General features: G+C 72.1%; 21 protein-coding genes. 1 reads left to right on the top strand and 20 read right to left on the bottom strand.

Annotation, left to right across the window (positions count from 1 at the left end):
* Positions 1-59 precede the first annotated feature (59 nt).
* The 18 genes from ACIRF8_RS20990 to ACIRF8_RS20905 all read right to left on the bottom strand — a co-directional run bounded on the left by ACIRF8_RS20990 (position 60) and on the right by ACIRF8_RS20905 (position 22,408).
* Positions 60-1,547 (bottom strand): NADase-type glycan-binding domain-containing protein, encoded by a 1,488-nt coding sequence (locus ACIRF8_RS20990; RefSeq protein ID WP_404216887.1) that lies wholly within the window; start codon positions 1,545-1,547, stop codon positions 60-62.
* A complete protein-coding gene (locus ACIRF8_RS20985; protein WP_404216886.1) occupies positions 1,544-2,164 on the bottom strand; it encodes a phage tail protein in 621 nt (206 codons plus the stop codon). Before ACIRF8_RS20985 ends, ACIRF8_RS20990 begins: the two co-directional genes overlap by 4 nt.
* Positions 2,161-4,119: a putative baseplate assembly protein gene (locus ACIRF8_RS20980; RefSeq protein WP_404216885.1), complete on the bottom strand. Its 1,959-nt coding sequence runs from the start codon at positions 4,117-4,119 to the stop codon at positions 2,161-2,163. The genes ACIRF8_RS20985 and ACIRF8_RS20980 overlap by 4 nt, the downstream gene beginning before the upstream one ends.
* Positions 4,120-4,647, bottom strand: a complete 528-nt coding sequence (locus ACIRF8_RS20975; protein ID WP_404216884.1) for a GPW/gp25 family protein — start codon at positions 4,645-4,647, stop codon at positions 4,120-4,122. It abuts the gene before it with no gap.
* Positions 4,647-6,551 carry a VgrG-related protein gene (locus ACIRF8_RS20970; RefSeq protein WP_404216883.1) on the bottom strand — a complete coding sequence of 635 codons (1,905 nt, stop codon included), beginning with the start codon at positions 6,549-6,551 and terminating at the stop codon, positions 4,647-4,649. Before ACIRF8_RS20970 ends, ACIRF8_RS20975 begins: the two co-directional genes overlap by 1 nt.
* Positions 6,551-7,279: a LysM peptidoglycan-binding domain-containing protein gene (locus ACIRF8_RS20965; protein WP_404216882.1), complete on the bottom strand. Its 729-nt coding sequence runs from the start codon at positions 7,277-7,279 to the stop codon at positions 6,551-6,553. The genes ACIRF8_RS20970 and ACIRF8_RS20965 overlap by 1 nt, the downstream gene beginning before the upstream one ends.
* Positions 7,280-7,287: 8 nt before the next feature.
* Positions 7,288-7,713, bottom strand: a complete 426-nt coding sequence (locus ACIRF8_RS20960) for a phage tail protein (protein ID WP_404216881.1) — start codon at positions 7,711-7,713, stop codon at positions 7,288-7,290.
* A gap of 92 nt (positions 7,714-7,805) precedes the next feature.
* Positions 7,806-7,988 carry a hypothetical protein gene (locus ACIRF8_RS20955; RefSeq protein ID WP_404216880.1) on the bottom strand — a complete coding sequence of 61 codons (183 nt, stop codon included), beginning with the start codon at positions 7,986-7,988 and terminating at the stop codon, positions 7,806-7,808.
* 4,007 nt (positions 7,989-11,995) lie between these two features.
* Positions 11,996-12,154 carry a DUF6760 family protein gene (locus ACIRF8_RS20950; RefSeq protein WP_404216879.1) on the bottom strand — a complete coding sequence of 53 codons (159 nt, stop codon included), beginning with the start codon at positions 12,152-12,154 and terminating at the stop codon, positions 11,996-11,998.
* Positions 12,151-12,645 (bottom strand): hypothetical protein, encoded by a 495-nt coding sequence (locus ACIRF8_RS20945; RefSeq protein WP_404216878.1) that lies wholly within the window; start codon positions 12,643-12,645, stop codon positions 12,151-12,153. The genes ACIRF8_RS20950 and ACIRF8_RS20945 overlap by 4 nt, the downstream gene beginning before the upstream one ends.
* Positions 12,645-13,088: a phage tail protein gene (locus tag ACIRF8_RS20940; RefSeq protein WP_404216877.1), complete on the bottom strand. Its 444-nt coding sequence runs from the start codon at positions 13,086-13,088 to the stop codon at positions 12,645-12,647. Before ACIRF8_RS20940 ends, ACIRF8_RS20945 begins: the two co-directional genes overlap by 1 nt.
* Positions 13,089-13,193: 105 nt before the next feature.
* Positions 13,194-14,753, bottom strand: a complete 1,560-nt coding sequence (locus ACIRF8_RS20935; RefSeq protein WP_404216876.1) for a phage tail sheath family protein — start codon at positions 14,751-14,753, stop codon at positions 13,194-13,196.
* 260 nt (positions 14,754-15,013) lie between these two features.
* Entirely contained in the window at positions 15,014-16,525 is a 1,512-nt protein-coding gene (locus tag ACIRF8_RS20930) for a hypothetical protein (RefSeq protein ID WP_404216875.1), read from the bottom strand.
* Positions 16,526-16,713: 188 nt separating this feature from the next.
* On the bottom strand, positions 16,714-18,822 hold the full coding sequence (locus ACIRF8_RS20925; RefSeq protein ID WP_404216874.1) for an ATP-binding protein: 2,109 nt from the start codon (positions 18,820-18,822) through the stop codon (positions 16,714-16,716).
* The gene (locus ACIRF8_RS20920; protein ID WP_404216873.1) at positions 18,819-19,571 is read right to left on the bottom strand and encodes a DUF4255 domain-containing protein; all 753 of its coding nucleotides are present in this window, start codon (positions 19,569-19,571) and stop codon (positions 18,819-18,821) included. The genes ACIRF8_RS20925 and ACIRF8_RS20920 overlap by 4 nt, the downstream gene beginning before the upstream one ends.
* Positions 19,572-19,627: 56 nt before the next feature.
* Complete coding sequence (locus tag ACIRF8_RS20915; protein WP_404216872.1) at positions 19,628-20,218, bottom strand: response regulator transcription factor; 591 nt, start codon at positions 20,216-20,218, stop codon at positions 19,628-19,630.
* A 271-nt stretch (positions 20,219-20,489) separates the two neighbouring features.
* Positions 20,490-21,683 (bottom strand): hypothetical protein, encoded by a 1,194-nt coding sequence (locus ACIRF8_RS20910; RefSeq protein ID WP_404216871.1) that lies wholly within the window; start codon positions 21,681-21,683, stop codon positions 20,490-20,492.
* A gap of 149 nt (positions 21,684-21,832) precedes the next feature.
* The gene (locus ACIRF8_RS20905) at positions 21,833-22,408 is read right to left on the bottom strand and encodes a DUF4232 domain-containing protein (protein WP_404216870.1); all 576 of its coding nucleotides are present in this window, start codon (positions 22,406-22,408) and stop codon (positions 21,833-21,835) included.
* Positions 22,409-22,858: 450 nt separating this feature from the next.
* On the opposite strand from ACIRF8_RS20905, the gene ACIRF8_RS20900 reads away from it, so the two are divergent.
* Complete coding sequence (locus ACIRF8_RS20900; RefSeq protein WP_404216869.1) at positions 22,859-23,455, top strand: hypothetical protein; 597 nt, start codon at positions 22,859-22,861, stop codon at positions 23,453-23,455.
* 55 nt (positions 23,456-23,510) lie between these two features.
* On the opposite strand, the gene ACIRF8_RS20895 is transcribed toward ACIRF8_RS20900, so the two are convergent.
* Together ACIRF8_RS20895 and ACIRF8_RS20890 are read right to left on the bottom strand one after the other, a co-directional pair.
* Entirely contained in the window at positions 23,511-24,464 is a 954-nt protein-coding gene (locus tag ACIRF8_RS20895; RefSeq protein ID WP_404216868.1) for an alpha/beta hydrolase fold domain-containing protein, read from the bottom strand.
* A gap of 57 nt (positions 24,465-24,521) precedes the next feature.
* The gene (locus ACIRF8_RS20890; protein WP_404216867.1) at positions 24,522-25,262 is read right to left on the bottom strand and encodes a hypothetical protein; all 741 of its coding nucleotides are present in this window, start codon (positions 25,260-25,262) and stop codon (positions 24,522-24,524) included.
* Positions 25,263-25,290: the final 28 nt, after the last annotated feature.

Here is a 25,290-nt window from a genome sequence, read left to right as displayed (position 1 = left end):
TGCGGGGACCTGTCGGCCGCACTGACGCGGCCCGGGCGGCATGGGGGAGGAACTGCGCGTCACCCGCTGTTGCCGGTGGACGCTCCGAAGAACTCGACCTCGGCGATGGCCAGTTGCCTGTCGTCGGACGTGTTGTAGGCGGAGCGGACGACCAGGCGCACCGAGGTCACCTCGCCGACCGTGAACCGCCTGCGTTGCGCACCGGCTCCCTGGTCGAAGGTGAGCCTGCGCGTCACCTTCTTCCCCTCCGACGTGGTGATGACGGCGTCCACCTGGTGCGGCTGGGCCGACTTGCCCAACTGGTCGCCGTGGGCCGACACCCCTGGGGTGATGACCAGGTCGAGGAGCCGGGTCGGCCGGTCGAAGGCGGCCTCCAGCCAGTCGCCGTCACCCGACTGCGACACCCCGGGACCCCACCAGGTGTTGTTGATCCGGTCGAAGGCCACCGGCGCGCCGTGCCCCGCGTACGACCGGGACGCGCTGACCCGGTCGGGGGCGACGGGCGCCCGCTTGACGAAATGGTCGCGGACCGCGTCGATGGCGGGGCCGGTGTACATCACGGCGCACGCGATGAGGGCCAGTACGACGATCGCGCCCAGCCAGTTGCCGACGCGGTCGAATCCGAACCGGAGCCGCGGGCGGTCCCCGGCCCAGGGTGCGGGGCGGTTGCGCCGGTCGAGCAGACGCCGCCACCACGGCGGCACCGCCGAGGAGTCGTCGGCCGCACGGGACATGGGCATGGCGCAGCGGTCGCAGAAGTGGCGTACCGGTTCGTTGGAGGTGGCACACCACGGGCAGGGAATCCCGTCGGGGACCACGTCGGGGCGCCCGGGGGCGCGTACCTGCAGCACCTGAGCCTCGGGGCGCCCCGGCAGGACCGGGGTGGCTTCCGGAGCGATCGGCTGCGGCTGCCGGTCGGGCACCGGCACGATCAGGTTGCGGGCACGGGCTTCCGCGGAGGCCGCGGAAGTCCCGGGGGCGGAGGCGGAGGATGCCGGTGGCCCCATCGGTGCGTCGGCGTTCGCGTGATCCCGCTCCTCCGGGTCCGTCCGGGACCGCGAGGTTCGAACGGTGTCCGGCTCGGCCCGCGGGGCGGTGCCCGGCGTCGTGACTCCGGCGGCGGGGCTCGCCTCCCCGGCGGCGGCGTCATCGGACGCCTGTGGAGTCTCCGCAGCGGCCCGGGCGTCCGTCCTTCGCCCGGCCTCCCGCGCCGACGTGGCAGCGGAGGCGGCGGAGGCGGCGGAGACACCAGTGGCAGCAGAGGCAGCAGTGGCAGCGGCGGTGGGCGTCGCGGACGTCGGACGGTTCGATGCGTCGGCCGACGAGTCGTCCGGCATCCGGCCGGACCCGGGCGTGGTGGATCCGGGCCCGGTGGGTGGGGCGGCGGACGGCCGGTGTGTGGCGCTCGCGGAGGCCGGACGCGCGGGCCGGCCCCAACTGAGGACGGCGCCGCACGCGTCGCAGAACGGCTCGTCCGGATCTGCCGCGTTGCCGCACTCGCCGCACCGGTGCGGCCCGTCCACGGAGGGCTGAGCCTGGCTGGTCATGAGGGGGGGTTCCCTTCGCTGGTGAGGTCGCTGGTGAGGTCGGTGGTGAGGTCGCCGGGGGCTTCGGTGGCAGGGGCCTGGATGGCGATGACTTGGGTGGTGTACGGCATGTGCGCGGGCCGGGCGGCGGCCACCAGGGCGTCGAGGCGGTGCCGGTCGGCGGCCGTGGGCCGGGGCAGCCGGAGGGTGACGGTCAGGTGAGGGCGGACGGCGCCCGGTACGGGCCCGAGCGGCTTGGAGCTCCACTCCGCGGCACCGCTCTCGTCGATCTCCGGCGAGACGCCGAAACCGAGCCGCACCGCCTCCGCCAGCCCTTCTCGCGTACCGCGGATCCGGTGCAGCCGGGCCGCCGCGGCGACCGCACGGCGCAACCGGTCCTCCGGTTCGCCGCCGTCGGTCTCCGCGCCGACCCAGCCGGCCAGCCAGCGGGTGTGGTCCACCGGCGCCAGAGCCGGAGTGAAGTAGGCGTCCAGGTTGTCCAGGACGGCGAGGATCGGAGCCAGCACCTCGTCCAGCCCCTCGACGAACCGCTGTGCCAGCTCGTCCTCGGCGAAGACGGCCGGCAGCAGTTCCCCGATGGGCAGCGCGGAGGCGAGCCCGTCGACGGAGCCCCTCACGTGTCGTCCCCCAGCACGCGGACCCGGTGGTCGAAGGAGAACACCAGGGCGGGCGGGGCCAGATCGATACGGTCGGTCGACTCGCCGCGGCGGCCGGTCAGCGGATCCGCCGGGTGCAGTTTCACCTCGTCGACGAGTTCGACGCCGGGCACGCGCTGGAGAACAGCGAAGATCTCTCCCGCCTGCACGGGACGGCCGAAGGGCCATCCCGTGCCCTCGCCGCCGCCGGTCAGCGGGTCGAGGTGGCGATAGAGCGCGTCCAGGGCTTGCCGACGCACCCGGTCGGTGTCCATGCCGGGGAAGGCGTGCAGCGTCGCCACGACGGTGACGCCCTGGTAGAAGGGCGGACCGACCGCCACCCGGGTACCGATGAGGCGCCGCTCGTCGAGGTAGCGCGTGATCCGCCGCAGCAACGCGTCCTCGGGCACGAGCTGTTCGAAGCGGAGCCTTCCGCCGGGGTCGGGCACGGCCTGCGGGACGACGAGGACCCGTACGGCGTGCGCGCCGTGCTCGGTCTCCTCGCCCGCCAGACAGGTGATCCGGGCCGTGTCGGGCGCCGCGCGCCGCACCAGTTCCTCGTAGTCGCGCAAGGTCACCGCGCGTTCCTGCGCGCGCAGGGTGATGGGCGCGCGGACCTTGGCCTCCTCGACGGTCTCGCCGTCGACGCCGCCGCGGGCCGCCTCGCGGTTGATGACCTCGGCGACGTAGGGGAGGGAACTGCGCAGGACCCGCACCGCGCCCCGCGCCACGTTGCCGGCCCGGCCGCCGCCCGTACGGTACAGGCGTGCCCGCACCGCGGCGCCCTTGGCCGGGACCGCGCCGTACTGCCGCAGTGTGCCGTCGGGTTCCCGTACGGCCGGACCGAAGGCCACCTCGCCGGTCGTGGCGTCCAGCGTCACATGCCGGTCGGCGGGTCCTGAGGCGGCGAAGTCGGCGACCACCTCCCAGTCCCGCCACCCCTCCTCCTCGGCGACCTGCGGGTACAGCGGCGGCCTGTCGCCGACGACCGGGGCGTGGGCGAGGCGCATGCGCTGTCCGGGCAGTCCGGACGACTCACCGAGCGGCTCGTCCCGAACCGTCTCGGCGTGGACGGCCGTGGTGGTGCCCCCGATGGTGAACGCCTCCGCCGCGCGCACCGTGGGCGACAGCGAGTAGAAGGGCTGTCCGGCCTTGGGGACGGTGACCCGGCAGCGCAGCCAGCCCGCCTCGTGCCCCGCCGCCCGTGACACCGTGTGTCCGCCGGGAACGTGCAGCACCACCTCGCCGGGCCGGTTCAGACCACCGGTACCGTCCCGGTCGACCTCGCACGCCGTCCACCCGTCCTCGGTCCACGCCTCCCACACCAGCGGGGGCTGGCGCGGGTCGACCCCGACACCGTCGACCCGGCTGTCCAGGTCCAGTACGACCGCGCAGTGCGGCACCGCCGCGCTCAGACCCAGCAGCATGCAGTCGTCGGGGCGCGGCGACTCGGAGAAGCAGTGGACGTCCCTGGCCTCGGTGAGGTCGTCGGTGACCTCGGTCATGGCCTCACCGGCCCGGTGCACCAGCAGCCGGTCGAGGCCGCACGACACCACGGTGAGGTCCCGCTCCGTGGTGAAGACGACCGCTTCCTCGGCCTCGGTCCGCAGCGTCGAGGTCTCGGTGCCGACGGGTACGAGGAGGTCCTCCTCCAGCGGCGCCGACAGCCAGAAGGTCAGGTCGGTACGGGCCGCCACCGGCGGGAAGAGGGTGATGCCCACGAGGTCGAGGAAGGCCAGATAGTTCTTCTCCGGCACCCGGTTGAGGCGGTAGACGATCTGGTCGGCCATGTGGGCCACCGTCTCGACGAGGGTGACGCCGGGGTCGGAGACGTTGTGGTCGGTCCACTCCGGGGCCCGCTGCTGGATGTAGCGCTTGGCGTCGTCGACGAACTGCTGGAAGCGGCGGTCGTCCAGGTTGGGGGAGGGCAGGGCCATCTAGTGATCGCTTTCTGCGGCCGGTACGCGCGGGCCCTGGCCCGCTGCTCCGGCCGGTGCATCGTCGTGTACGTCGTAGGAGCTGTGGGAGCTGTGGGAGTTGTGGGAGCTGTAGGAGCCGTTGGAGCCGTGGGGGTCGTGGGAGGGGATGACATAGAACGGGAAGACGAGGCTGCGGGGGTTGTTGGTGCCGCGGATCGTGTAGCGGACGTCGATGAAGAGCACGCCCTGCTCCGCGCCCGCGGTCACCTCCACCTCGCCGACCTCGATGCGCGGCTCCCAGCGGTCAAGGCTCGCGTGCACCTCGTACTGGATGCGCCCGGCCGTGGCCTCGTTGACGGGGGCGAACACCAGGTCGTGGATGGCGCAGCCGAACTCGGGGCGCATCGGCCGTTCCCCCGGCGCGGTGGCCAGCACCAGGCGGATGGCCTCCTCGATCTCCCGTTCCCCGCTGACCAGGGCGATGCCCCCGGTGGGTCCGATCCTGAGCGGGAACGCCCAGCCGGAACCGACGAACTGTTGGGCCATTACAGGGGCACCGGCTTTCCGTTGATGGTGACGAGACCCATGAGCGGCAGGGTCGCGCCGCGGATGCTGACATTGGCGACCGAGTTGACCTGGACGCTCGCGGTGGCCGAGAGGGTCGCCGTGCCCAGTGACTTCAGGCTCAGCGCGCCCTTGGCGTCCACGTTCACCGGACCCGTGGTGGAGGAGAGGTTGACCGGGCCGCGGCCGGTGAGGGAGAGGGTTCCGCCGCTCTTGATGGTCAGCGAGCGGCCGGCGGACAGGGTCAGGTCGGTGCCCGCCTCGACCGACACCGACCGGCTGCCCCGGATGCTCACGGTGCCTTTGCTGTCGACCGTGATCTCGGTCTTCGTCCGGTCGAGGTGGATGGTCAGCCGGTCGTCCCCGCTCGCCAGCCGCACGCCCTGCCGGCGGGCGCCCGTCTGCTGGCTCAGCAGGTCGACGCGGTTGCCCTGCCGGTCGGACAGGGTGTGCCGCACCGCCTGCTGTTTCATACCGTCGTGCAGCGGTACGTCCTTGACGACGGTCGGCTTGTCCTTGCCGTTGTAGAGGCCGCCGATGACGAACGGGTGGTCCAGAGCGCCCCGGTCGAAGCCGACCAGCACCTCGTCCCCGACGTCCATCGGGAAGATTCCGCCGCCCGCCTTGCCGCCCAACTGCACGGTCCGCGTCCAGTCGCTGACGTAGGTGTCGTCCAGCCAGGGGAACTGAAGCTTCACCCGCCCGGCTTTCAACGGGTCCTGGACATCCGTCACCAGGGCGTTCGCCACACTCGGCAGCCGCGACGCGGCAGTGGCACCGCCCGAACCGGACGTCAGCCCGTACAGCGAGCGCCATTGCCGGCCGCTGACCGTCACCCAGGTCTCGTAGTGCTTGCCGTCGCCGAAGACATGACGCACGGACGTCACGGTGTATTTGCCCTCGAACGGTTTGCCCACGTCCGTGAGGGTCACGGGCACACCCGGCCGCAACTGCGGATTGCCCCGAACCGTCACCTCCAGTTCGGCGAAGGAGGAGGTGACGTCGTCGGCGAGGGAGTCCGCCGCGTGTTGCACCTCCGCCTGCCGGTCGTAGGGGACATGGGTCTCCACCAGCGTCGCGGCCTTGAACGCCCCGCCCGCCCTGCCCGGTGTGGTGCCGATACTGACGGCAGGGTTCGACTGTGCGGGTGCGGTGGCCGTCAGCCGCTTCTTGGCCAGTACGTCCCAGCCCCGGGCCTCGACCCGGGCGACCTGGTCGGCCGAGGTGACAGCGGCCCGGCAGCGCAGCACGTCCGTGCCCGCCTGCAGGACGAACGGGCTCTTCTCACCGGGCGTGCCCAGCGCGGGCGCGCCCGACGCCGGGTCCGGTGCGACGAACCGGAAGCGTCCCTCGGAGTCCAGGGACATCACCATCTCGTTCTCGTCGGCGAGCCGGGACAGGAAGTCCCAGTCGCTCACGTTGGCCTGGCTGATGAACTCGTAGACGGTCTTCGTGGCGCTCACCTTGCCGACGGGGATGCCGTTCAGCCCGGCCAGTCTGCGCGCGATGTCGGACGCCGTCTGGTTGCGGTAGGCGGCCACCCGGCGCTGGCGCAGCAGGCGGTGGCCGGGGTCGTAACCGCGGACGATCGTGAAGGTGCCCGTGCCGTCGTACTCCGTCTCCAGGCCCGTGACCTCACCGATCAGCAGCGGGTTCGAGGCGCCCTTGCCGTCGGCCACGGGGGCCAGGACCACCTTGGCGCCGATGGTGGCGCCCAGCTCGCCGAGGACCTTGCGGCGCGGGTCGCGGAAGGTGAGCCGGAAGGCGCCGGGCACCCCTGCACCGAGGTCGACCCAGCCGCCCACCAGCAGCGGAGCGATGGGTGCGGGCAGCGGCCTACCGCCGATCAGGACATCGATGACACTGGAGAACGCCGACTGCACCATCAGCCGTTCACCTCCTCACCCGCGGGCAGCACCAGTTCGGTGCCTGGCGCGAGCCGCGTCGGGTCGTCGATGCCGTTGGCCTCGGCGATGGCACGCCAGGCGGTCGAGTCCCCGTACTCACGCCAGGCGAGCGACGGGAGGGAGTCGCCGGCGACCACGCGGTGCACACGCCGCGCGGTCAGTGCGCCCGACGTCGGGTTCTGCCCCTTCGCCCGGCCGGGAATCTCGTGCAGGTGCACCTGACAGGTGGCCCGGATCGGGGTCCCCGTCGTGCCGAACAGGGTGTACGTGGCTTGCACGGAACTCACGTAGGAGGTGAAGCGCGCGGTGGAGAAGGAACCCCACTGGAACACCACCCACGGCGTCGAGGGCTGTTTGGCCGCGATGCTCTTCTGCGTCACCTCGCAGCACGAGAACAGCGCCTCCACCTTCTTCAGCACACTGTTGCCGCCCGGCTCGTCCGAAGAGTCCAGGAAGATGTCCACCGTCAGCTCCCGGGGCTCGGGACCCATGAACTCCGGGAGCGCGCCGTCCCGTACGGCGGCGGTCGGTGTGGTCTTCCACTGCGCACGGCGGCTGAGCGCCAGTTGCGCCGGGTTGAAGTCGAAGGTGAACGTCTTGATCAGCGAGCCGGGGGTGGTGCTGTAGCCGACCGGTGGTTCGTGGATCGCCAGCGCAGCTTTGACCAGGCTCTTGCCCGCGCCGGCCTTGTTGCTCTTGCCTGCCATGCCGGTCCTCAGTTCGTGAAACCGTGGTGGGTGATCTCCAGGACTTCCGTCGCCACACCAGGGCTCTCGGGGTCGAGATTCGGCCCCTGCCAGCGCACCGGGAGCACGTCGATGAGTCCCCAGCGGGCCACGACGGAGCCGTCCGCGCGCAACGCGGCGATCTGCGCCGTCGGGCGGTTGATGCCGGTGGCCACCGAGGAGATCCACGCCGCGGTCCTCGCGGTGTCCGGCGTGAGGGGCCGGGTGAGACGGATGCTGGAGTGCGTGACCCGGGAGGGCAACTGCCACACGAACCCGTTGTTCCCACCTTCCCGGTGGTGCTCGATCTCCACCTCGGACGACAGCCCCTCACACCCGTTGAAGTAGCCGAGGCTCTCGCCGTCGATGGTCAGGGTGAAGTAGATGGTGGAACCGGGGTCGAGGTCGCTGGGCATGGCTGGTCGTTCTTCTCTCTGAGGGAATCGGGGAATTGGGGGGGCGGGGGTCGGGCAGTCGGGGGGCGGTGGGTGGGCGGTGCGGGCCGAGGTCAGCGGCGTACGTCCCGGAGCTGACCGATCCGCTCACGGTCACCGCGCAGTTCGCCGCGGAGCAGGCGGGTGAGCGGACCGACGAGACGGTGCGTCAGCTCGTCGAGCTGACCGTCGGTCAGGGTGCGCGCGTCGAAGGCGGGGTCGGCGGCGGGACGGGTGACGGTGGGAGCGGTTGTCACCGCGGTTGGTGTCGCCGTTGTCGTCGATGCTGTGGCCGGTCGGGGGCCGGATGATCTGCCGGGCGGCGCTGGTCGTGCGGTGGAGGCTGACGGGACGGTGGAAGCTCGTTGGACGGTGGGGTGTGGCGGGGGTGTGACCGGCGCTGCGGGCGCGGGTGCCGCGGAGGGTCGGGCCACTGGGTGGGGTGTGGGTGTGAGTGTGGGTGTGGGTGTGAGTGTGGTCACTGGGGTGGATGTGACGCGTACGGGGCGGTCGTTCAAGGGGGGAAGCGAGGGCGGCGCCGGTGCCGGTGCGGGGTTAGGGGACACGACAGGTCGGGCCGGTGTGCCGGCTGCACCGGCCTTCTTCACGACGCCTTTCGCGCCGATGACCGGTGACTCGTGGAGCGAGTCGGGGGGTGAGTCGGGGGGTGAGGACAGACCGACGGCACGCTGGGCGGGCGTGGTGACGGCGGGCCCACCCGCGTCCCCCGCCGCGCTACGCGCCGGTGCGGCGAGCCGTGCCACGGTGGTGCCGCGGGCGGGTAGACCTCGTGCGGGCGGGGCCCCCGTCCCTCGCTCCGGCCCCCGGCCGCGACCCGCGACCCGCGACGCCGCGGAGTTCGGCGAGGTTGGTCCGTGGGTGTCCCGGCCGGGTGTGGCGAGCGCAGGGGTGGACGCGAGCGTAGGGGCTGACGCGAGCACAGGGGCTGACGAGGCCGAGGCGGTCTCGGCGGTACCTGTTGATCGCGGCACCGATCCCTGCACCGATCGCTGCACCGATCCCGGCATCGTCCCCGGCACCGACAGGTGTGCGCGCCGGGGCTTGCGGCTGGTACCGGCAGACGGCGCCGACGGTGCGCCCGGAGGAGTGGACACGGCGGCCAGGCTCTTGACTGTGCCGTTGCCGCTCGTGCTGTCCGCCCCGGACGGTGTGTCGCCGACATGGCGCGCCACGGGAGCCGACCGCTGAACTCGGACGGACACACCCTCCGGCCGGGGCGTCGGCAGGCTCTTCGTCGTGCTCTCGGCGCCGCCGGACGAGGGAGCGCGCTGGACGTGGGAGGAGGTGGTGCCGCCGGACGGAGTGCCGGGTGCGGATCCGTCCGTGGGTCCGGTGCGTACTCCGGCCCTGTGGTCGTGTCCCTCGGCGGGGGACGGGCTCCCCGTCTTCGTCTCCCTGTACGTGTACGCGTACGTGTCGACAGTGGCCTCACGGCGCTGAGCCGTCGTGCCACGGCTGCGCTGAATGGGCCGAGGCCGCTTACGCCGTTGCAGGAGGTTGCCGAAGAGCCCCGGGCGAGAGGGTGAGGATGCCCGTTCACCGGTCGGTGTCCCGGGTACGCCGCTGCCCTTGGCGGTCTCCGCGCCGAGCGAGCGGTGCTTCGCGAGGGCCAGGAGCGAGGGGACACGTGTCGACGGTTCGGAGCCGCGGTCCTCGGGCTGCCGGGAGGTCGCACTGGACGCCGGTCCCGTGGGGGAGCCGGATGACGGCAGGCCGGACGTGTCGGTGGTCGCCGCCGCCGAGAAGGGGGCACGGAGCGGAACAGCCGCTGCGCGGGCGATCGTCGGCGACTCCGGTCCTCGTTCGGGGGCGGGTGCGGGTGCGGGTGCGGGTGCGTTGGTATCGCGGAACGCAATGGCCGGCGAACGCGTGGAACTCAGCCCACGTGTCGCACTGCGGGCGGGTGCCGGGGATGCGGATGCCTGGACGCCGGCGTTCGGCGCCGCTGGTCCGGCGGAGGGGCCACCTTCGGAGGGGCGTTCACGTCGCACCGGCGAATCGGACGGGGACACGGGCTTACGGGAGATTTGTGGCACCGCATCACTCGGCGCGGACGGCGCGGACGGCGTGAACGGGGTGCCTACGCCGGCCTCGTCGGCCCGGACGGGAAGCGCCGCGTCCGACCTTGCCGCCGTCATGGACTCGCGCGCCTCACGCCCCGCCACGGGTGGCGTGCCCGGTGCCGTGGGTGGCCTGACGGCCGGTCGGGTGATGGGGGCGGCGGCCTGGGCGGACGGCGTCGTGGCGTCAGCCCTTATGGCTCGACGCGAAACGGGGAGCAGCGGCGCACCCTTGAACTGCGGCGCGGTCGGAACCGCACCCGTCACTGGGCGTGCGGCCGGGCGTGCGGAGGTGCCTGCGGAGGCCGGTGCGGACGGGGCCGAGGGCGTACGCGTCGTGGGCGGAGCGGTCGAAGGCGGAGGCGTACCCCCGGAGGACCGTGCCACCGGAGGCAGGGGGGCGCTCGTGTCCGGCGGTGTGATCGGGGAGACGGGCGTGCTCGCGGAGGCCCGTGCGGACGAGGGAATGGGCGTACGCGTCATGGGCGGAGCGGTCGAAGGTGGAGGCGTACCCCCGGAGGACCGTGCCACCGGAGGCAGGGGAGCGCTCGTGACCGGTGGTGCGATCGGGGAGGCGGGGGTGCTCGCGGAGGCCCGTGCGATCGGGGGCACGGGCGTACTCGTGACCGGGGGCGCGGCCGGGCGTAGAGGTGCGGTCGCGGAGGGCGGTGTGGTCGCGGACGGCGTCCTGCTCGTGGTCGGCAGCGTGGTCGAGGGCAGCGGTGTGCGTGGGACCGGCAAGGCCATCGGTCCCACGGGGAAGGATGCGGACGAGGCCGGGCCGACAGGCGTCGATGTGGTCCCTGCCCCTTCCCGGGCTGTTCGAGCACGCTGGGCCGGCACGGTCGCTTCATCGCCCGACGACTGCCGTACGCCCGGCTGCGACGCGGTCGGTCGAGACCCGGGCAGCGGCGCACCCAGCGCCTGGTGCCCATGGCGTTCCCGGCGCGGGGTGAACGACGTGTCCGCGTGCTCTCGCGGCACGTGGCTGACGGGTGCGCCGAGTCCCTGTCGGTTCGTCGCACGCCCGGGCGTGACAGGCAGCGCCGAAGAGCGTGGCTGTACGGGCACGGCGGGTGCGCCGGACGTGCTTGGCCCGTCCGACGCGGAGACGGCGGACGCACCGGTCGTACGAGACGAACCGGCTGTTCCTGAAGGACCGGTCGTATGCGATGGACGGCCTGCACGTGGCGAACCGTCTGCACGTGGCGAACCGTCTGCACGTGACGAACCGTCCGCACGTGACGGACCGTCCGCACGTGACGGACCATCCGCACGTGACGGCCGGTACACACCCGACGAACCGGCCGTACCCGTCGTAGCCGCCGCCGTGTCCTCCGCGGAGGTTGCCCCGGACGCGCCGTCAGCACCTGGCACATCGGCAGGTGTGGACGCGCGGGGGGTCGACCGGCGAGTGGTGTCGGAGGGCGTCCCGGAGCCGGGGCGAGTGACGGGGTTTCGGTTGCGTGCGGGGATCGTGGAGCCCGGCGTGCCGGACGAGGCGCGTTGGACGGACGGGGTGCCCGGCTCGGTGGGAGCTGGATCCGGGCCGACGGAGGCCGGACGGGCGGATGTCTTCGCATCTGCGGCTGAGGGCGCCGCCACGGACGCGGGCAGAGCGCGCAGCGCCGCGGTCGGTGACCGCCGCGCGGACGTCAGCGATCGCCTTCCATGCTTGGGAAGCGCGGCCGCGGGGGTCACCCGTGTCCCCGACGGCACGGCGGCGCGCTGGACCACGTCCGGGAAGTGGGCGGCGCCCGCGTCCGCGGACTGCTCGGCAGGTACCACCGGCAGTACCGTCGAGGGCCGTTCGAGACCCGTGACCGGCCCCGTGACACGGGCGGCGAGTCCGCTGATCAGTCCGCCGGGGGCGGCGCTGCTCACGGCGTGGGAGAGGGTGCCCGCGAAGGACGGGTTCTGCCAGGTGCTCAGGCGGGCACCGAAGCGGGCGTCGGTGACCGCGGTGCCGCGTGCCGCCGAGTCGTCGCTCACGCGCCGCACGGGTGGCGTCCTGAGCCAGGACGGCGCGGAAGCGGCCCCGGCGCCGGGCCCGGGCCCCTCGGTGGCGGGGGAGCCCGTGGCGGGGGAGCCGGTGGCAGCAGGGGCTCCGGTGCTGGCGGCAGCGGCTGACGGACCGGTGTCGGACGGCCCGCGGCGGAGACGGTTCAGGAAGGACATGCGGTTCATCCCTTGGCCGAGGCGCGTGTCACGAGTTCGGCGACGTGTTGCGTGTAACGCCGGCGGTCGGCGTGTTCGAGGTCGAGAATGTCGTCAAGGCCCCAGTGGAAGTGGTAGGCGATGTACGCGATCTCCTCATGCAGACGGTCGGTCGCGTACGTCACGATTCCCCCAGGCGGCTCCCGCCGAGTTCGACCTCGAACGGCTCCTCACAGTGCGGACAGGTGACTCCGGCGCGCGTGTGCCCCTCCGCGTTGACCTGCCGGTAGAAGTCCTGGAGAAAGGCGAGGTCGGAGGCGAACATGTTCTCCACCACACCGTCGTGCACCAGCGGCAGCGTGCCGAGCCGGGTGATGACCCGGCCCAGCAGCACCACCGACAGGTACGCGGAGTTCTCCTGGACCCGTACGTCCCGCAGCGGCACCAGTTCGTCACGGGCCGTGGCCAGCCGCATCGTGCCGTTGCGGTGCACGGTGCCGGACTCGTCGACGTAGCCGCGAGGCAGTTCGAAGTCGAACTCGGTGCGCAGTTCGCGCCGCGGGCGGTGGCCGGCGGGGTCACCTGCCGTCCCGTGCTCCCCGGACGCCGGGGCGGTGCCGGCGGCGGGCAGAGGTGTCTCCGGCACGGCGGGGGCGTGAGGAGCCGTTCGTCGCATTACTGGATGACCAGTTCTTCGAAGGTGATGGTCACGGTCTCGGTCAGGGCCGCCGCCTCGCCCGCCTTCACGGTGCTGGCGTCGATTTTGCTGCACCAGGCATTGCGCATGTTGTAGCGCTTGACCGGATTGTTCTGGTAATCCATCACGATGATGCTGGCGTTCTTACGCGCCGTGGCCATCTGCCCGGACACCGACTGAGTGATCCATTCGTCGAACGCCTTGGACTGCGTCATGCCCCTGACGACGGTGCAGTCACCGGCCTTCTTCACACCCGGCATCTTCTTGGTGACGGGCTTGCCCTGGGCCGAGACCTGCTGGTACTCGATGACGTCCTGCTCCTGGCTCAGGCCGCTGACCTCCTGGAGGTACTCGACCATGACGCCGTCGATCTGCAGTCCGAAATTGTGTGAGGTGAGAGCGTCACCCGGCTGAAGACTCATGCTGTTGTACGCGTCCTTCTATAGCTGTGTGGTCGTAGTCGGGGTCGGGGTCGGGGTCGGGGTCGGGGTCGTGGTCGTTGACGTGGGATGGAGGAGCGGTGTCGCTCACTCCTCCAGTTCACCGCTGCCGCTGGAGAACTGGGCGAGGCGGAAGACCACGAACTCGGCGGGCTTGACCGGTGCCACACCGATCTCGCAGACGACCCGGCCGAGGTCCACGGACTCCGGCGTGTTGGTCTCCTCGTCGCACTTGACGTAGAACGCGTCCTCGGGACGGGAGCCGAACAGGGCACCGTTGCGCCACTCGTTGACCAGGAACGCCGACACGTTGCGGCTGATACGGGCCCACAGCGCCTCGTCGTTGGGCTCGAACACCACCCACTGGGTGCCGATCAGGATCGACTCCTCCAGGTAGTTGAAGTACCGGCGGATGTTGAGGTAGCGCCAGGCCGGGTCGGAGGCCAGAGTGCGGGCGCCCCAGACGCGGATGCCGCGGCCGGGGAAAGGCCGGATGCAGTTGACGCCGATGGGGTTGAGGAGATCCTGCTCACCGCGCGTGATCTTCATCTCGACGTCGACCGCACCGCGTACCACCTCGTTCGCGGGAGCCTTGTGCACACCACGCTCGAAGTCGTTGCGGGCCCAGACACCGGCGACGTGGCCGCTCGGCGGCACCAGCCGCGTCTGACCGACGGCCGGGTCGAAGACCTTCACCCACGGGTAGTACAGCGCGGCGTACTTGGAGTCGTAGCCGGCCGTCTCCTGGCGCCATACGCGGATGTCGCGGGCGTTGAGTCCCGGCGGCGGGTCGATCAGGGCGACCCGGTCACCCATCAGTTCGCAGTGGGCGATCAGACCGAGCTGCACGGCCTTGAGCGCCTCGGCGTCGATGGCGCCGCGCTGGTAGGCGGCCATCAGGTCGGGGACCGCGACCATGGAGATCTCGTCGACGGCCTCCAGGCCGCCGAAGCCGGTACGGTCGGCGGAGTCCCCCAGGTACTCGGCCGGGCCCGCCTGGCCGTCGGCGGCCACGACGGGCGGGGCGACGGGCAGCGCGAGGGTCTGGTTCTCAGGGCGGGCGAGCTGCGCGGCGGGAGCGGACTCCTGCACGACGATCAGCTTCGAACGCTCCTTGACCTGCGCCACGACGTAGTTGCGGCTGTTCTTCTTGGCCGACACGTCGTAGGTCTCGGCGACCTTGCCGGCTTCCTTGACGATGAGTCGGAAGCGGTCGGCCGGGCCCTCGCCCTCGGCGTCGGCGACCTCGACGGTGACCGGGCCGCCGCCCGGCGCCGACGCGGCGGCCGTGACGGTGAACGTGCCCAGCGCCAGCGGCTCGGCGGCCGGCAGCGCGGGCGCCGCGTCCGCGGTGCCGCCGGACTCGGCGGCCACACCGCCCGGCACGCCGCCCACGCGGACGATGTAGGCCGCGCTGCCGCCGTTGTTGAAGAACCCGTAGACCGAGTGCGCCAGGTAGTACCCGTCGGCGAACTCGCCGAAGGAGGCCACGTACTGGGACCAGTTGGTCACCAGCGTCGGTGCGTTCAGGGGACCGGTCGGCGCGAGTCCGACGAAGGCGGCCACGGACGTGCCCACCCCCTCGATGGGACGTGAGCCGCTGGCCACCTCCTCGACGTAGACGCCGGGCGACAGGTACGACGGCATGCTCTGTTCTCCTCGGGGTACAGGAAGTGACCCTTCGAGCCTCCCTGGAGTACGGGGGCCGGGTAAACGTCCTGGCGTCTCGCAGGTCGGGTAGTCGGCGGTGCCCGGACGGGAAGTCCTCGCCGGTATCGGTCCCGGGCCCGCGCCCGGACGGGAAGTCCTCGCCGGGATCGGGCCCGGGTCCGCGCATGCAGAAGGGCGCACGCGACAGTGCGTCGCGTGCGCCCTCAGGCCCCGGTGCGGGCATCCCGGCCGGGTCCTCAGACCCCGGGCCTCCCCGGCGCCAGGGCCCCCTCGGCCCTCGTCCCCGCTTCCGTGAGCGGCCGGCTCGCCGCCGCACCGCGCGCGCGTGCCTCCTCGATCAGGTCGTCGACCCAGAAGGTGTCGGAGAACTCGCCGATGAGCCTTTGGACCGCCTCTCGCCGCCGCCGGAGCGACTCCTCGCCACCGCCCATGCCGAACAGGCCCCCGCGGCGCGCCGTCCCGCCGTCCACCTCACGGCTCAGCCACGCGAGGACCCTGCCCGTCATCTCCTCGCGCCGTGACTTGACGCCCCGTCCCGTCTCGGCCAGCTCCTCGAAGTCCGCCGCGCCCCTCAGCATCAGGGCGTCACTCTTCAACGCCACCTCCAGGGGCAGGAACACGTTCTTCTCCAGACCTGCCCGTTGGGAGGCCGGCCAGGACATGCCACGCGTCTGCCGCTGAAGCCGCTCGTACCGGTCGAGCTGAGCCGTCGCGAAGCCGGTGTAGATCCTCGTCGTGTACTCCACCTCGTGGCCCGGCGACAGGTGCAACGGACGGCTCCGCACCGCGGCGATGCGTGCCTTGCTCATGTCGGCCATGTCGACCCTCACCTCCTGGCTGATCACTTGCCAGCCGTCCGGGCCGTTCCACAGCATGTTGGTCGCCTCGAACAGGCTGGCGTCGCCCGGGGTCTCGTACTCCTCGACGCCGAACCAGTCGGTGGGGGAGCGGTCCCGGCGGAACTCCCGCGCGGGGCCGCGGTTGGTCGCGGAACTGGGGGACTGGTAGTGCCAGGCGGTGAACTGCCCGTCGTCCGCGGCGCCTTCCACGGCGAAGGCACAGCCGTTCATCGTGGCCGTGAAGACGAACTCCGACCCGCTGCCACGCTGCTGCCCGGCGTCCCCCGGTATCCGCGCATGGCCGACCGACTCCTCGGGACGGGCCGTGCTGCCCGTCAGGTACGGGACGAATGACGAGGCCAGGTACTCCTGGTCGGCCATGACGGACGGCAGGTGCGGATCGCCGGCCAACGGCGCGAGCAGCGGGTCGTCGCCGTACGCCTCGACGTACTTCTCCACGGCCGGGGTGAGCAGGTACGCGGGGCGGCCCTCGGCGGTGCGCCGGGCGTCGGGCACCAGCACGAACCAGTGCCGGTTCCAGGCGCTCATCCGGCGGACGAACGCCTCCCTGCTCAGCGCGAGGTCCGGTGCGCGGTCGCGCATGCCGAGGGGGAAGTCCAGGGCGAGGGCGGTGTGGGAGAGAAAGGCCCGCGGATCGTGCAGGAGATCGTCCTTGGGCGAGCCGGGCGCCGCGCGCCGACTGCCCCCGGCGCCCGCCGAGGAGGCGCGCTGCACCATCATGCGGGAGACGGCCGTGTTCCCTGCCGCCCGTTGCAGTGTCATCAGTGCCCGCGCGGCATGCTCCGGGCCGCTCGCCGCGGACCCGTCGCGCCGCACCTGCCCCGCGACGAGGCGACCGGCGGACGCCCTGTCTCCTGGCGCGGTGTGCCGGGTGTCGTTCCGATGCACCGATCGATCCCTTCGGTAGTGCAGTGCTGGTCTTGCTGGTCTTGCTGTGCTGCCCGGCGGTGCCTGTGGTGCCTGTAGTGCCTGTAGTGCCTGTAGTGCCTGTAGTGCCTGTGGTGCCTGTAGTGCCTGTAGTGCCTGTGGTGCCTGTAGTGCCTGTACTGCTGCTCATCGGGCGTACCGGGCGCCTCTCAGGTCATCACCAGGCGGCCCGCCTTGCGGTATTCACGCCTGGCCCCTTCGAGCAGGTCCGCTTCGGTGACCGCGGCACCCCGGCCGGCCGCCGCGTACGCCGCCGTCACCACCGCGCTGCGGATGGCTCCGCCGGCCAGCTCGAACTGGGCGGCACAGGGTGCGGCGTCGATGCCGTCCGCGCACGGCACGTGCCGCAGGCTGTGCCGCCACAGGGCGAGCCGCTGCTCCGCGTCGGGGAACGGAAAGTCGATCACGAGGTCCAGGCGGCGGGTGAACGCGTCGTCGATGTTGGCGCGCAGGTTGGTGGTGAGCAGCACGATGCCGTCGAAGGCCTCCAGGCGTTGCAGCAGGTAGGCGCTCTCCATGTTGGCGTGCTTGTCGTGCGCGTCCTTGACCTCCGACCGCTTGCCGAAAACCGCGTCCGCTTCGTCGAAAAGCAGCACCGAGTCCGTCACATCGGCCTCGGCGAAGATCCGCTCCAAGTTCTTCTCGGTCTCGCCGACGTACTTGTCGACCACCGAGGACAGTTGTACGACGTACAGGTCGAGGCCGAGTTCGGCGGCGACCACCTCGGCGGAGTGGGTCTTGCCCGTCCCCGACTCACCGGCGAACAGCCCCAGGACACCGCGTCCTCTGCCGCCGCCCGCGTTCAGCCGCCACTCGCCCAGTACCCGGTCGCGGAGCCGGGCACGGGCGGCGAGTTCGTGCAGCCGGGCGAGCGGTTCGGCCGGCAGGACCAGGTCGTCCCAGCCGACCGCCGGCCGGATGCGGCGCGCGTGCTGTTCCAGGCCCGACGCGGCCTGCTGACGAGCGGCCAGCCGGACGTGGGAGGCGTCGAGGACGCCGCCGTCCAGCGCGGCGAGCCGCAGCGCGGCCCGCGCGGCCCGCGTGGCCTGGACCGACCCGAGCCGGTAGGACGCCAGCGTCTCCTCCAGGTCCAGATCCGGGGCGAGGGCGGTGTCGCCGAGGGCGGCACGCCACGCGCGTGCGCCGCCCACGGCCGGTCTCGGAGCGTCGAGCACCAGCGGGTCGTCGTCGCACCAGGACGGGTCGTAGGGCCGGCTGTCCACGAAGAGCACCGGTACGTCGTCGGCGCTCAGCGCGCGCATCAGCGGTCCGGGTGCCTTCGGCAGCGGATGGACCACGACGGCACAGCCGCGCAGGCGCGCCTCCCGCAGCAGTTCGCGCCATGGCTCGTACCGGTCGTCGGGGTGCGCCCCCGTCGTCGTCGGGGAAGGGTCCGCCGCGTCCGGGGGACCGGGGGGCGGCGCGGTGACGTCCGGCCGGTAGAGCAGCGCCCGCAGTCCGGCGTCGGCCAGAGCGGCCGACACCCAGGGCGTCCCGTCACCGGGCCGTGTCTCCCGTACGTATGCCGTCAGCGGTCCCGAGGCCAGACGGGCGGCGAGTCTGCCGCGCAGCGTGTCCCGCGGGTCGAGGGGGGCGGGGCCGGGCAGCGCCCGCAGACGGTCCGCCAGTACGTCGTCGCAGGCGTCGTCACCGAGGAGATGGGCGACCACGCGGTCGGGCACCCGGAGGGACCGGCTCAGGAACGGCCGTTCACCCTCCTCCACCCGGAGCAGCCCGAGGGCGCTCAACGGCTCCCGGGGACGGAACCGGCTCCGGGCGGCCGGGTCGGTCACCGGTAGCCCGCACAGGTCGAGGACCAAGCCGATGGTGGCACGGCGCCGACTGACGTCGTCGTTGAGGTAGCCGTACAACGGCTCGAAGCCGCGCTCCAGTTCCGGCGCCAGGGCGATGAGCAGTATGCGGGTGTCGAGGAGGCCGAGACCCAGCCGCCGCGCCAGCGCCCGCAACGTGTCGTCGGAGTCCTCGCCGAAGAGTTTGGCCGCAAGCGGCTGAGAGGTGTGGCCGTCGCCCGCGGGTCCAGTGGCGCGGGCGGCGATGGTGTGTGCGACGGCGTCCTGGGTGAGGAAGAGACCGCGCATCGGGTCGGAGGCCGTGGGGTCCTGCCGGGAGCGGCGCGTCACCAGGTCGGCGACGCGGGTGTGCAGACGGTCGAGCAGGGACAACAGGTCGTCGGCGGGCCGCGGCGCGGGGGCCGCACCGCCACTGCCGCGCGGCGCGGTGGAACGGGCGGTGCTCACGACTGTCGCCCCGTACCCGTACCCGTAATACCCGTAGTCGAGGCCGTACCCGTCGTGCCCGTGCCCGTGCCCGTGCCCGCGGCCGGGTCGCTGGTGTCCGTCTGCTGCGGCGCCAGGGTGCCGGGTCCACGGCGGGCCGGCCGCAATCGCCGCTCGGGCGGAGCGGTGAGCCGCCCTTCCGTGTCCCGCACCCGGACGACGGCTCCCTCGGTGACGACCGGCGCCGCGTCGTACTCCGGGAAGGCGGGGAACGGCACGGTCACGACGAGATCCACCGACGGCTTCAGCTCGCCCCCGAGGGCGGACCAGATCTCGGCGGCGGACCGTGCCTCGTTCTGCACCCCGGCCACCGAAAGCGGCACCGACAGACCGAGGGCGGCGAGCGGCCCGGGAAGCCGGTCCGGTGCCAGCACTTCGTGGGGCAGCAAGGTCGCGAGGACGGCGGACAGCAGACGGTGTTCGTCCTCGGCCCGCTTGGTCCACGCCGTCACCAGGTACGACAGCCGGAACCAGCGCGGTGGCCGACGGTGCCTGACGACCGCGCCACGCGTGTCCCGTACCGAGGTGGTGCCCCGCTCCCGCAGGCGTACGTCCTCGCGGATGTCGTAGAGATAGGCGTCGATCGTCGGACCGTTGCGCCGAGCGGCCCAGTCCCGGGTGGGGGCGTCGAAGAGGACATCCACCCCGCTGCCGGTGAGGGCGGACTCTCCCAACAGGTCCTTGATGAGCTGGTCCACTTCGTGGATCACGCGGTACTCCTGCGCTGTGTGCGTCCGCCCTGCCGCGGCGCTGCGGTGAGCGGCTGTCAGATGTAGCCCTCGCGCACCGCGTGGGCCACCGCGTGGGCGCGGTTGCGCAGGTGCAGACGGGTGGTGAGTGCGTGCAGATTGTTCTTGATCGTTCTCTCGGAGTAGTTGAGCTTCTCCGCGATCTCCTTGGTGTCGAAACCGTCGGCGACCAGGCGGACCACTTCGACCTCGCGCGGTGACAGCCCGCCGGTCAGCGCGGCGGTGCCGCCCGGGATCGACCGGGCCAGCGAACCGATCTGGGTCATCAGCCGGCCCAGGAGCTCGGCCGGCATGTCACCGTCGCCGCGGGAGGCCGCGGCGACGGCCTCGAACAGCCGGGCAGCCGACACCTCGTGCCGCCACAGCACGACGCTCACCCCGCAGGCGATGATCTCCAGCAGGTCGGATTCGCGCAGCCGTTGGACCACCAGGACCGTTCGGGCGCCGTCCCTGCGCATCAGCCGCCGCAGCCGCATCAGCGTGGTGTCGTCCAGGGTGTCGGCGACGAACACGGCGACCACACCGCCGTCTTCATGGCCGCGGCCGGAGTCGTCCGCCGCCAGGTCGACCAACTCGACCGCGGGGTGCGGGCCGAGATGGTGGGTCACACCCGCGCCGGTCAGCGGATCGGCGGTGTGAATGGCGACCGGTATGCGGTCACTTACCGGTGCCGGCTGTGTGAGTGGTACCGAACTGAGCAAGGCTGAACAACTCCCGTGTGCTTCCCCGAAGTGGTGCGTGCGGCGCCCGACACACGGGCCCCGCTCAGCCATTTTGGAAGCGTGTGACACGCGGTCACCAGTTCAACCGTTGCTCATCAAGTGCCCACTTCGACGCGCCGACGCCGTGGGCCCGGCGCGCGCGGCGTCCGTACGGTGCTCACTTGCACTCGTCGAGTCCGGGTACCGGGTTCTCCTCGGTGCTGAGGTCACTGGAGGCGATGTTGCCCCAGGAACCGTTGTCGAGCTTCGTCCAGTACCAGATGTCGTCGCCGCTCCTGGTCCGCTCCCCGTGCCCCCAGCACTCGAACCAACTGAAGTCGGTCTTGAGCAGGCCCCGTTCCGCCGAGTCGTAGGAGCGCTCCTCGTAGCCGGTGGCGTCGGCCGTGTTGGAGCAGTACAGGCGGCCGTCGTCCTCGTGGACGGCGCACTCCGCCGCGGCCTCGGACTCACCGGAACCGCCGGCGTCCTCCGGTACGGCGGGCACGTCCGGCTCCGCGGCCTCACCGGGCTCGGTCGGGGCGGCCTCCTCGGCTTTCTCGGCCTCCTCGGAGGACGTGTCCTCGGGCAGGGGGGAGGCGACCGCCGTCACCTGCTTCTCCTGGGCCAGACTGCGGACCTGGGGCGCGTAGGAGAACCAGAGCATGACGAAGGTGAGGGCGAGCGCGATCAGTATGCCGAAGAGGGTGGCGAGCCAACCCGGTAGAAAGCTCTTCTGCACGTAGGTGCCGTCGACGTCGAGCCGGGGATCACCGGAGCGTGTGATGCCCAGGGTGTAGGGCCGGTCCTCCGCGCTCCCGAACCAGGTGATCTGCCGCGGTTTGAGGACCGTCTTGACGAAGGCCGCCCGGCCCGGCTCGATCTGCACGTTGCTCGGACGGATGTCGTACGACAGTTGCGCGCCGTTGTCCGATCCGGAGACCGACGCGGTCATCTTGGTGTTGCCGAGGTTGTCGACGGCGAGCCGGGGCCGCCCGCGGAACCGGCCCCGGACGGTGGGCGGGACCAGCTCGGCCCGGATCTCGGTGAACGGCGTGACGGTCACGGTGCCTTCGGGGACGGTCGTCGCCTCGGGGTGTTCGGTGGGGGTGATCTGCACCCCGTAGGGGTGCGGGCCGGCCGCGGCGTCCGGTGTGCGGGGAGGCGAGAACGTCAGCTCGACCGTGCCCGTGGTGCCCGGGTAGAGCCGCAGCGTCGCGGGTTCGACGCTGGTCCACGGGGCGAGCGTGCCGACCGGTTTGAAACGGTACTCGTCGACGACGTCGCCGGTGTTGCGCAGACGCAGTCGCGTCGTCGCCGTGCCACCCGGATCCACGGTGGTCGAGGCGGGTTCGAGAGAAGTCCAAAGGCTCACGCGACGACGCTACGACGGGGGAAGTACGCCGGTCAGGGCACCGAGGGGCAGAGAGGGCTACCCGAAGGGCCCGGTGCGCGCGGGACGAAAACAGTGTCCGGGCGCGTCCGCGTCGCGTCGTGCGGCCGGCCGGGGAGGCACGACCGGCCTCAAGTGCCCACCGGCTCCACCGTGCCGGAGTAGGCGGTGTTCTCCTCCAGGCGGACGGCGCCCCACGGCCAGGAGAGCGTCTTGTGCTCCGTCTCGTCCGGGGGCGTGATCACGAGGGTCTGCGGGGAGAAGTCGCCGCCGGAACCCACGGGCCGGAGGGTGAAGTGTGTGCTGTCGCCGGGGGACAACGTCACTTTCCGGCTGGAGGTGTGACCGCGTCGGAAGGAGTGGGTGAGCTCGTCGTCCCGGAGGTCCACACCGGGAAACCCGGTCATGGTGCAGGTGTGCTGCCCGGTGTTGCGGACGGTGACGGAGATGTCGGCGGGCAGGGTTTCGTCCCCGGGCAGCTCGATGGAGAGGTCCGCGGTGTGACACCTGCCGCCGCCCGCGCCGGTCCTCGAACCCGGCGAGGTGGTGCCGGAACCCCGCGCCGCGGCGCGTGTGGGCTCTGCCGGGGCCGCGGCGGCGGTAGCGCCGGAGCCGTCCTCGCCTCCCGTCGCCGCCGTTGTGACGGTTTCCAGGATCGGCGGTTGGACGGTGGTGGCATCACCGGTACCGCATCCGGCGAGAGCCATGGCGGCGGCGGTGGCCAGTAGGAGACGAGTGACCTGCCGGAAGGTGTCTTCGGAGCCTGGGCAGTGGAGCGATGAGCGTGACGGGCGCATGGATGTGTCCTGGGAAGGGGTGAGAGGTGAGGTGGGAAGAGGCGGGACGGAGCGGTGGGCCGCGAGAGCCGGTACCGCGTCCGAACGGCGGGATCATATGCCGGGCATCGGTGCGGGAGAGGCGCCGCGAACGGTCCGGCAGAGACGTCGGCGGCCCGCCGGGGCAGAGCGCAGCGTGACGAACGGGCAGACAACGCGGGCCACTTGACCCGACTCCGCCGAACGTCGGTGACAAGAACGACATGGCTCGCGCTCTCGGCGCACGAGCCCGGAGCCGATGTGCGCATGGTGCTGCCGTCAGTCAGACGCCGGCATCCGGCGCACCGCTGCCGGACGGCCTCGTACAACAGGAGACACCTCATGCCTTCCACCCACCGTGCCAGAACACTGCTGATCGCCGCGGCCGTCCTCGCCGGAGCGTGCACCCTTACGGCCTGCCAGGAGGGTGACGCGAACTCCAAGGAGGGCACCACCTCCGCCACCACCGACGCCACTCCCACGGCCGGCGCCGAATCCGCCACCACCCTCGACGCCTCTGCCTCTCCCGGCTCTCCCGGCTCTCCCGGTTCCGACGCCGACGGAGGAGGCTCGGCCGCCGCGGGCACCTCGGCCGATGGCGACTCCGCGGCGGACGACAGCGCGGCCGGTGTCGACGGGGGAGTGAGTGGCACTTTCGCGGGCGGGACGGTCGAGTACCTGGCGCCGCAGAAGTACACCGTGAGCGTCAAGGGCAAGGAGCAGCAGTTCTACGTCTCGAACAGCACCAGCGTGTACGGCGCCGGCGTGCTGTGCGGCACGTACAGCCCGAAGGCCACGACGCGCTGCTCACTGGCCGACCTGGAGAAGAACACCAGGAGCGGGTCGGTCGCCGCGGACGTGGTCGTCAAGAGCGGGGTGGCCACCAGCATCACCGAGCGGGCCGCGCCGGACGAGGGCCCGGCCGCCGACGACCGGTGAGACACGACCCGTCGGGGGCGGTGCGGCAGGCCTTCCTCGGCGGGTCAGCGCCGCATCAGCACGCGTCGCAGCCACTGGAGCCGGGTGGCGCGGGCATGACGGAGAGGGCGGCGGCGGGGGGCCAGGACGTCGAAGCCGTGGAAAGCGCCGGGCCAGACGTGCAGTTCGGCGTCGCCGCCGGCGTCCCAGACAACGGCGGGTGTGGGCGGACCACCTCGTCGCGGAGCACTTCGAGGGCGCCCACCTCCAGATGGAGCGGTGGCAGTCCGGAGAGGTCCTCGGCGCGCGCCGGGGCCGCGTGGGCGGACACCTCCGGTGTACCGCGTCGCTCCCCGCGGACATGGGGCCAGGCGGCCCGGTCCGTCCGTGCGGTCGAGCCGCTCCCGTCGAAGAGCCGGCAGGCCGCCGCGGTACCGGTACGGTCGTCGAGCACCGGCGAGAGCAGCATCTGCCCGAGCGGTCGCAGGTCGAGGCGGTCGCGCAGCCGCAGGGACAGACCACCGGCGAGCGCGCCTCCGCCGCCGCGACCGATCAGGACGATGCGTCCGGCGTCGACGCCGAGGCCCTGAGTGCGGTCGGCGAGCCAGGACAGGGCCGTCGGACAGTCTTCCGACGCGGCCGGGTACGGGCGGTCGAGTGCCGGCCGGTACTCGACGCAGACGACCGCGGCGCTCACCTCCCGGGCCATGCGCAGGAGGTGGCCGAGGCTGTGCCGTGCGTGCCCCGCGACCGGGCCGCCGCCGTGCAGGAAGAACAGGATCGGCAGGCGCCCGACAGTCGCCGCGGGACGACATACCAGCACCGGCACGTCGGGTGCGCCTCCGTGGACGGAGGCCCGATGTTCCTCTATGACGAAGGCGCCGTCGCACCGGAGTTCGTCAAGGGTCGGTGGCGCCGCGGTCAGCGCGCGCTGTGACCGGACGGCGTCGTGGGTGAGGGCGAGGTGCAGGATGCCGGGATCGACCATGGACGCGAGTTCGGTGTCGACGGGCGGTGCCGAGGCAGGCATGAGCGGTCTCCGGTGACGTTCTGGGCGGGGCCGGAAGCAGACGTCGCTTCCGGCTTCTCACGAGCGCGGGGGGCCCATGGCGTGACGAGGGGGACGTGCGTCGGCGCGCCGGTCGGAGAGTCCGAGCAGGGCGGTACGCCCCCACTGCGTCGAACAGTCGACGGAGACTCCGTGTGCGCCGAGACGTGTCTCCAGGCGGTCGATCCTGGCCCGCAGGGCTCGTCGGCTCATCGGCTCGTCCGCGGTGCCCAGCAGGAGCCGCAGTTCGTGACAGCACCAGGGCCGCACGGCGGAGCACACCATGTCGAACAGGAGCGACTGAGAGGATTGGCGCGGACGCTGAAGACGGTCGGTCAGAGGGCGCGATCTGCCCTGCCACGGCGGCCTTCGGGAGTCGAGCCAGCGCCGCTCGGCGGTGATCCGGCCGGCCAGCTCCCGCGGAGGCGTGCCGCGGGACATGACGTTCACGGCTCCTGCCAGCAGCAGAGCGGCCGCGTCGGACCCCTCGGACCTCTCCGGGGTGAGCACTATGACCGTCGAGAGCTTGCTGAGGGCGTGTACGCGGTGCGCCAAGGTCGCGTCCCAACGGGTGTCCGGCACGTCGAGAACGGTGAGTGGCCGCTCCGTGCCGTGCAGCATGGCGCTGTACGCCTGCTCGGCACCCCAGTCGTGCATCAGTGTCGGCAGCACGTGCTGACCGCGCAACGCGCGCAGCAGGGCGGCTGTTCGCTCGCGTTGCAGCGTCAGGACGACATCGACGGGATAGGTGGTCGCGTCGGTCGGTTCAGTGAGGGGCATGACGTGCACCTCAAGGGGCCTTTCGTTC

Origin of the sequence: Streptomyces sp. NPDC102406 (genome assembly GCF_044765725.1) — a bacterium.
Classification (GTDB): Bacteria; Actinomycetota; Actinomycetes; order Streptomycetales; family Streptomycetaceae; genus Streptomyces.
This window is presented reverse-complemented; position numbering and strand designations above follow the sequence as displayed.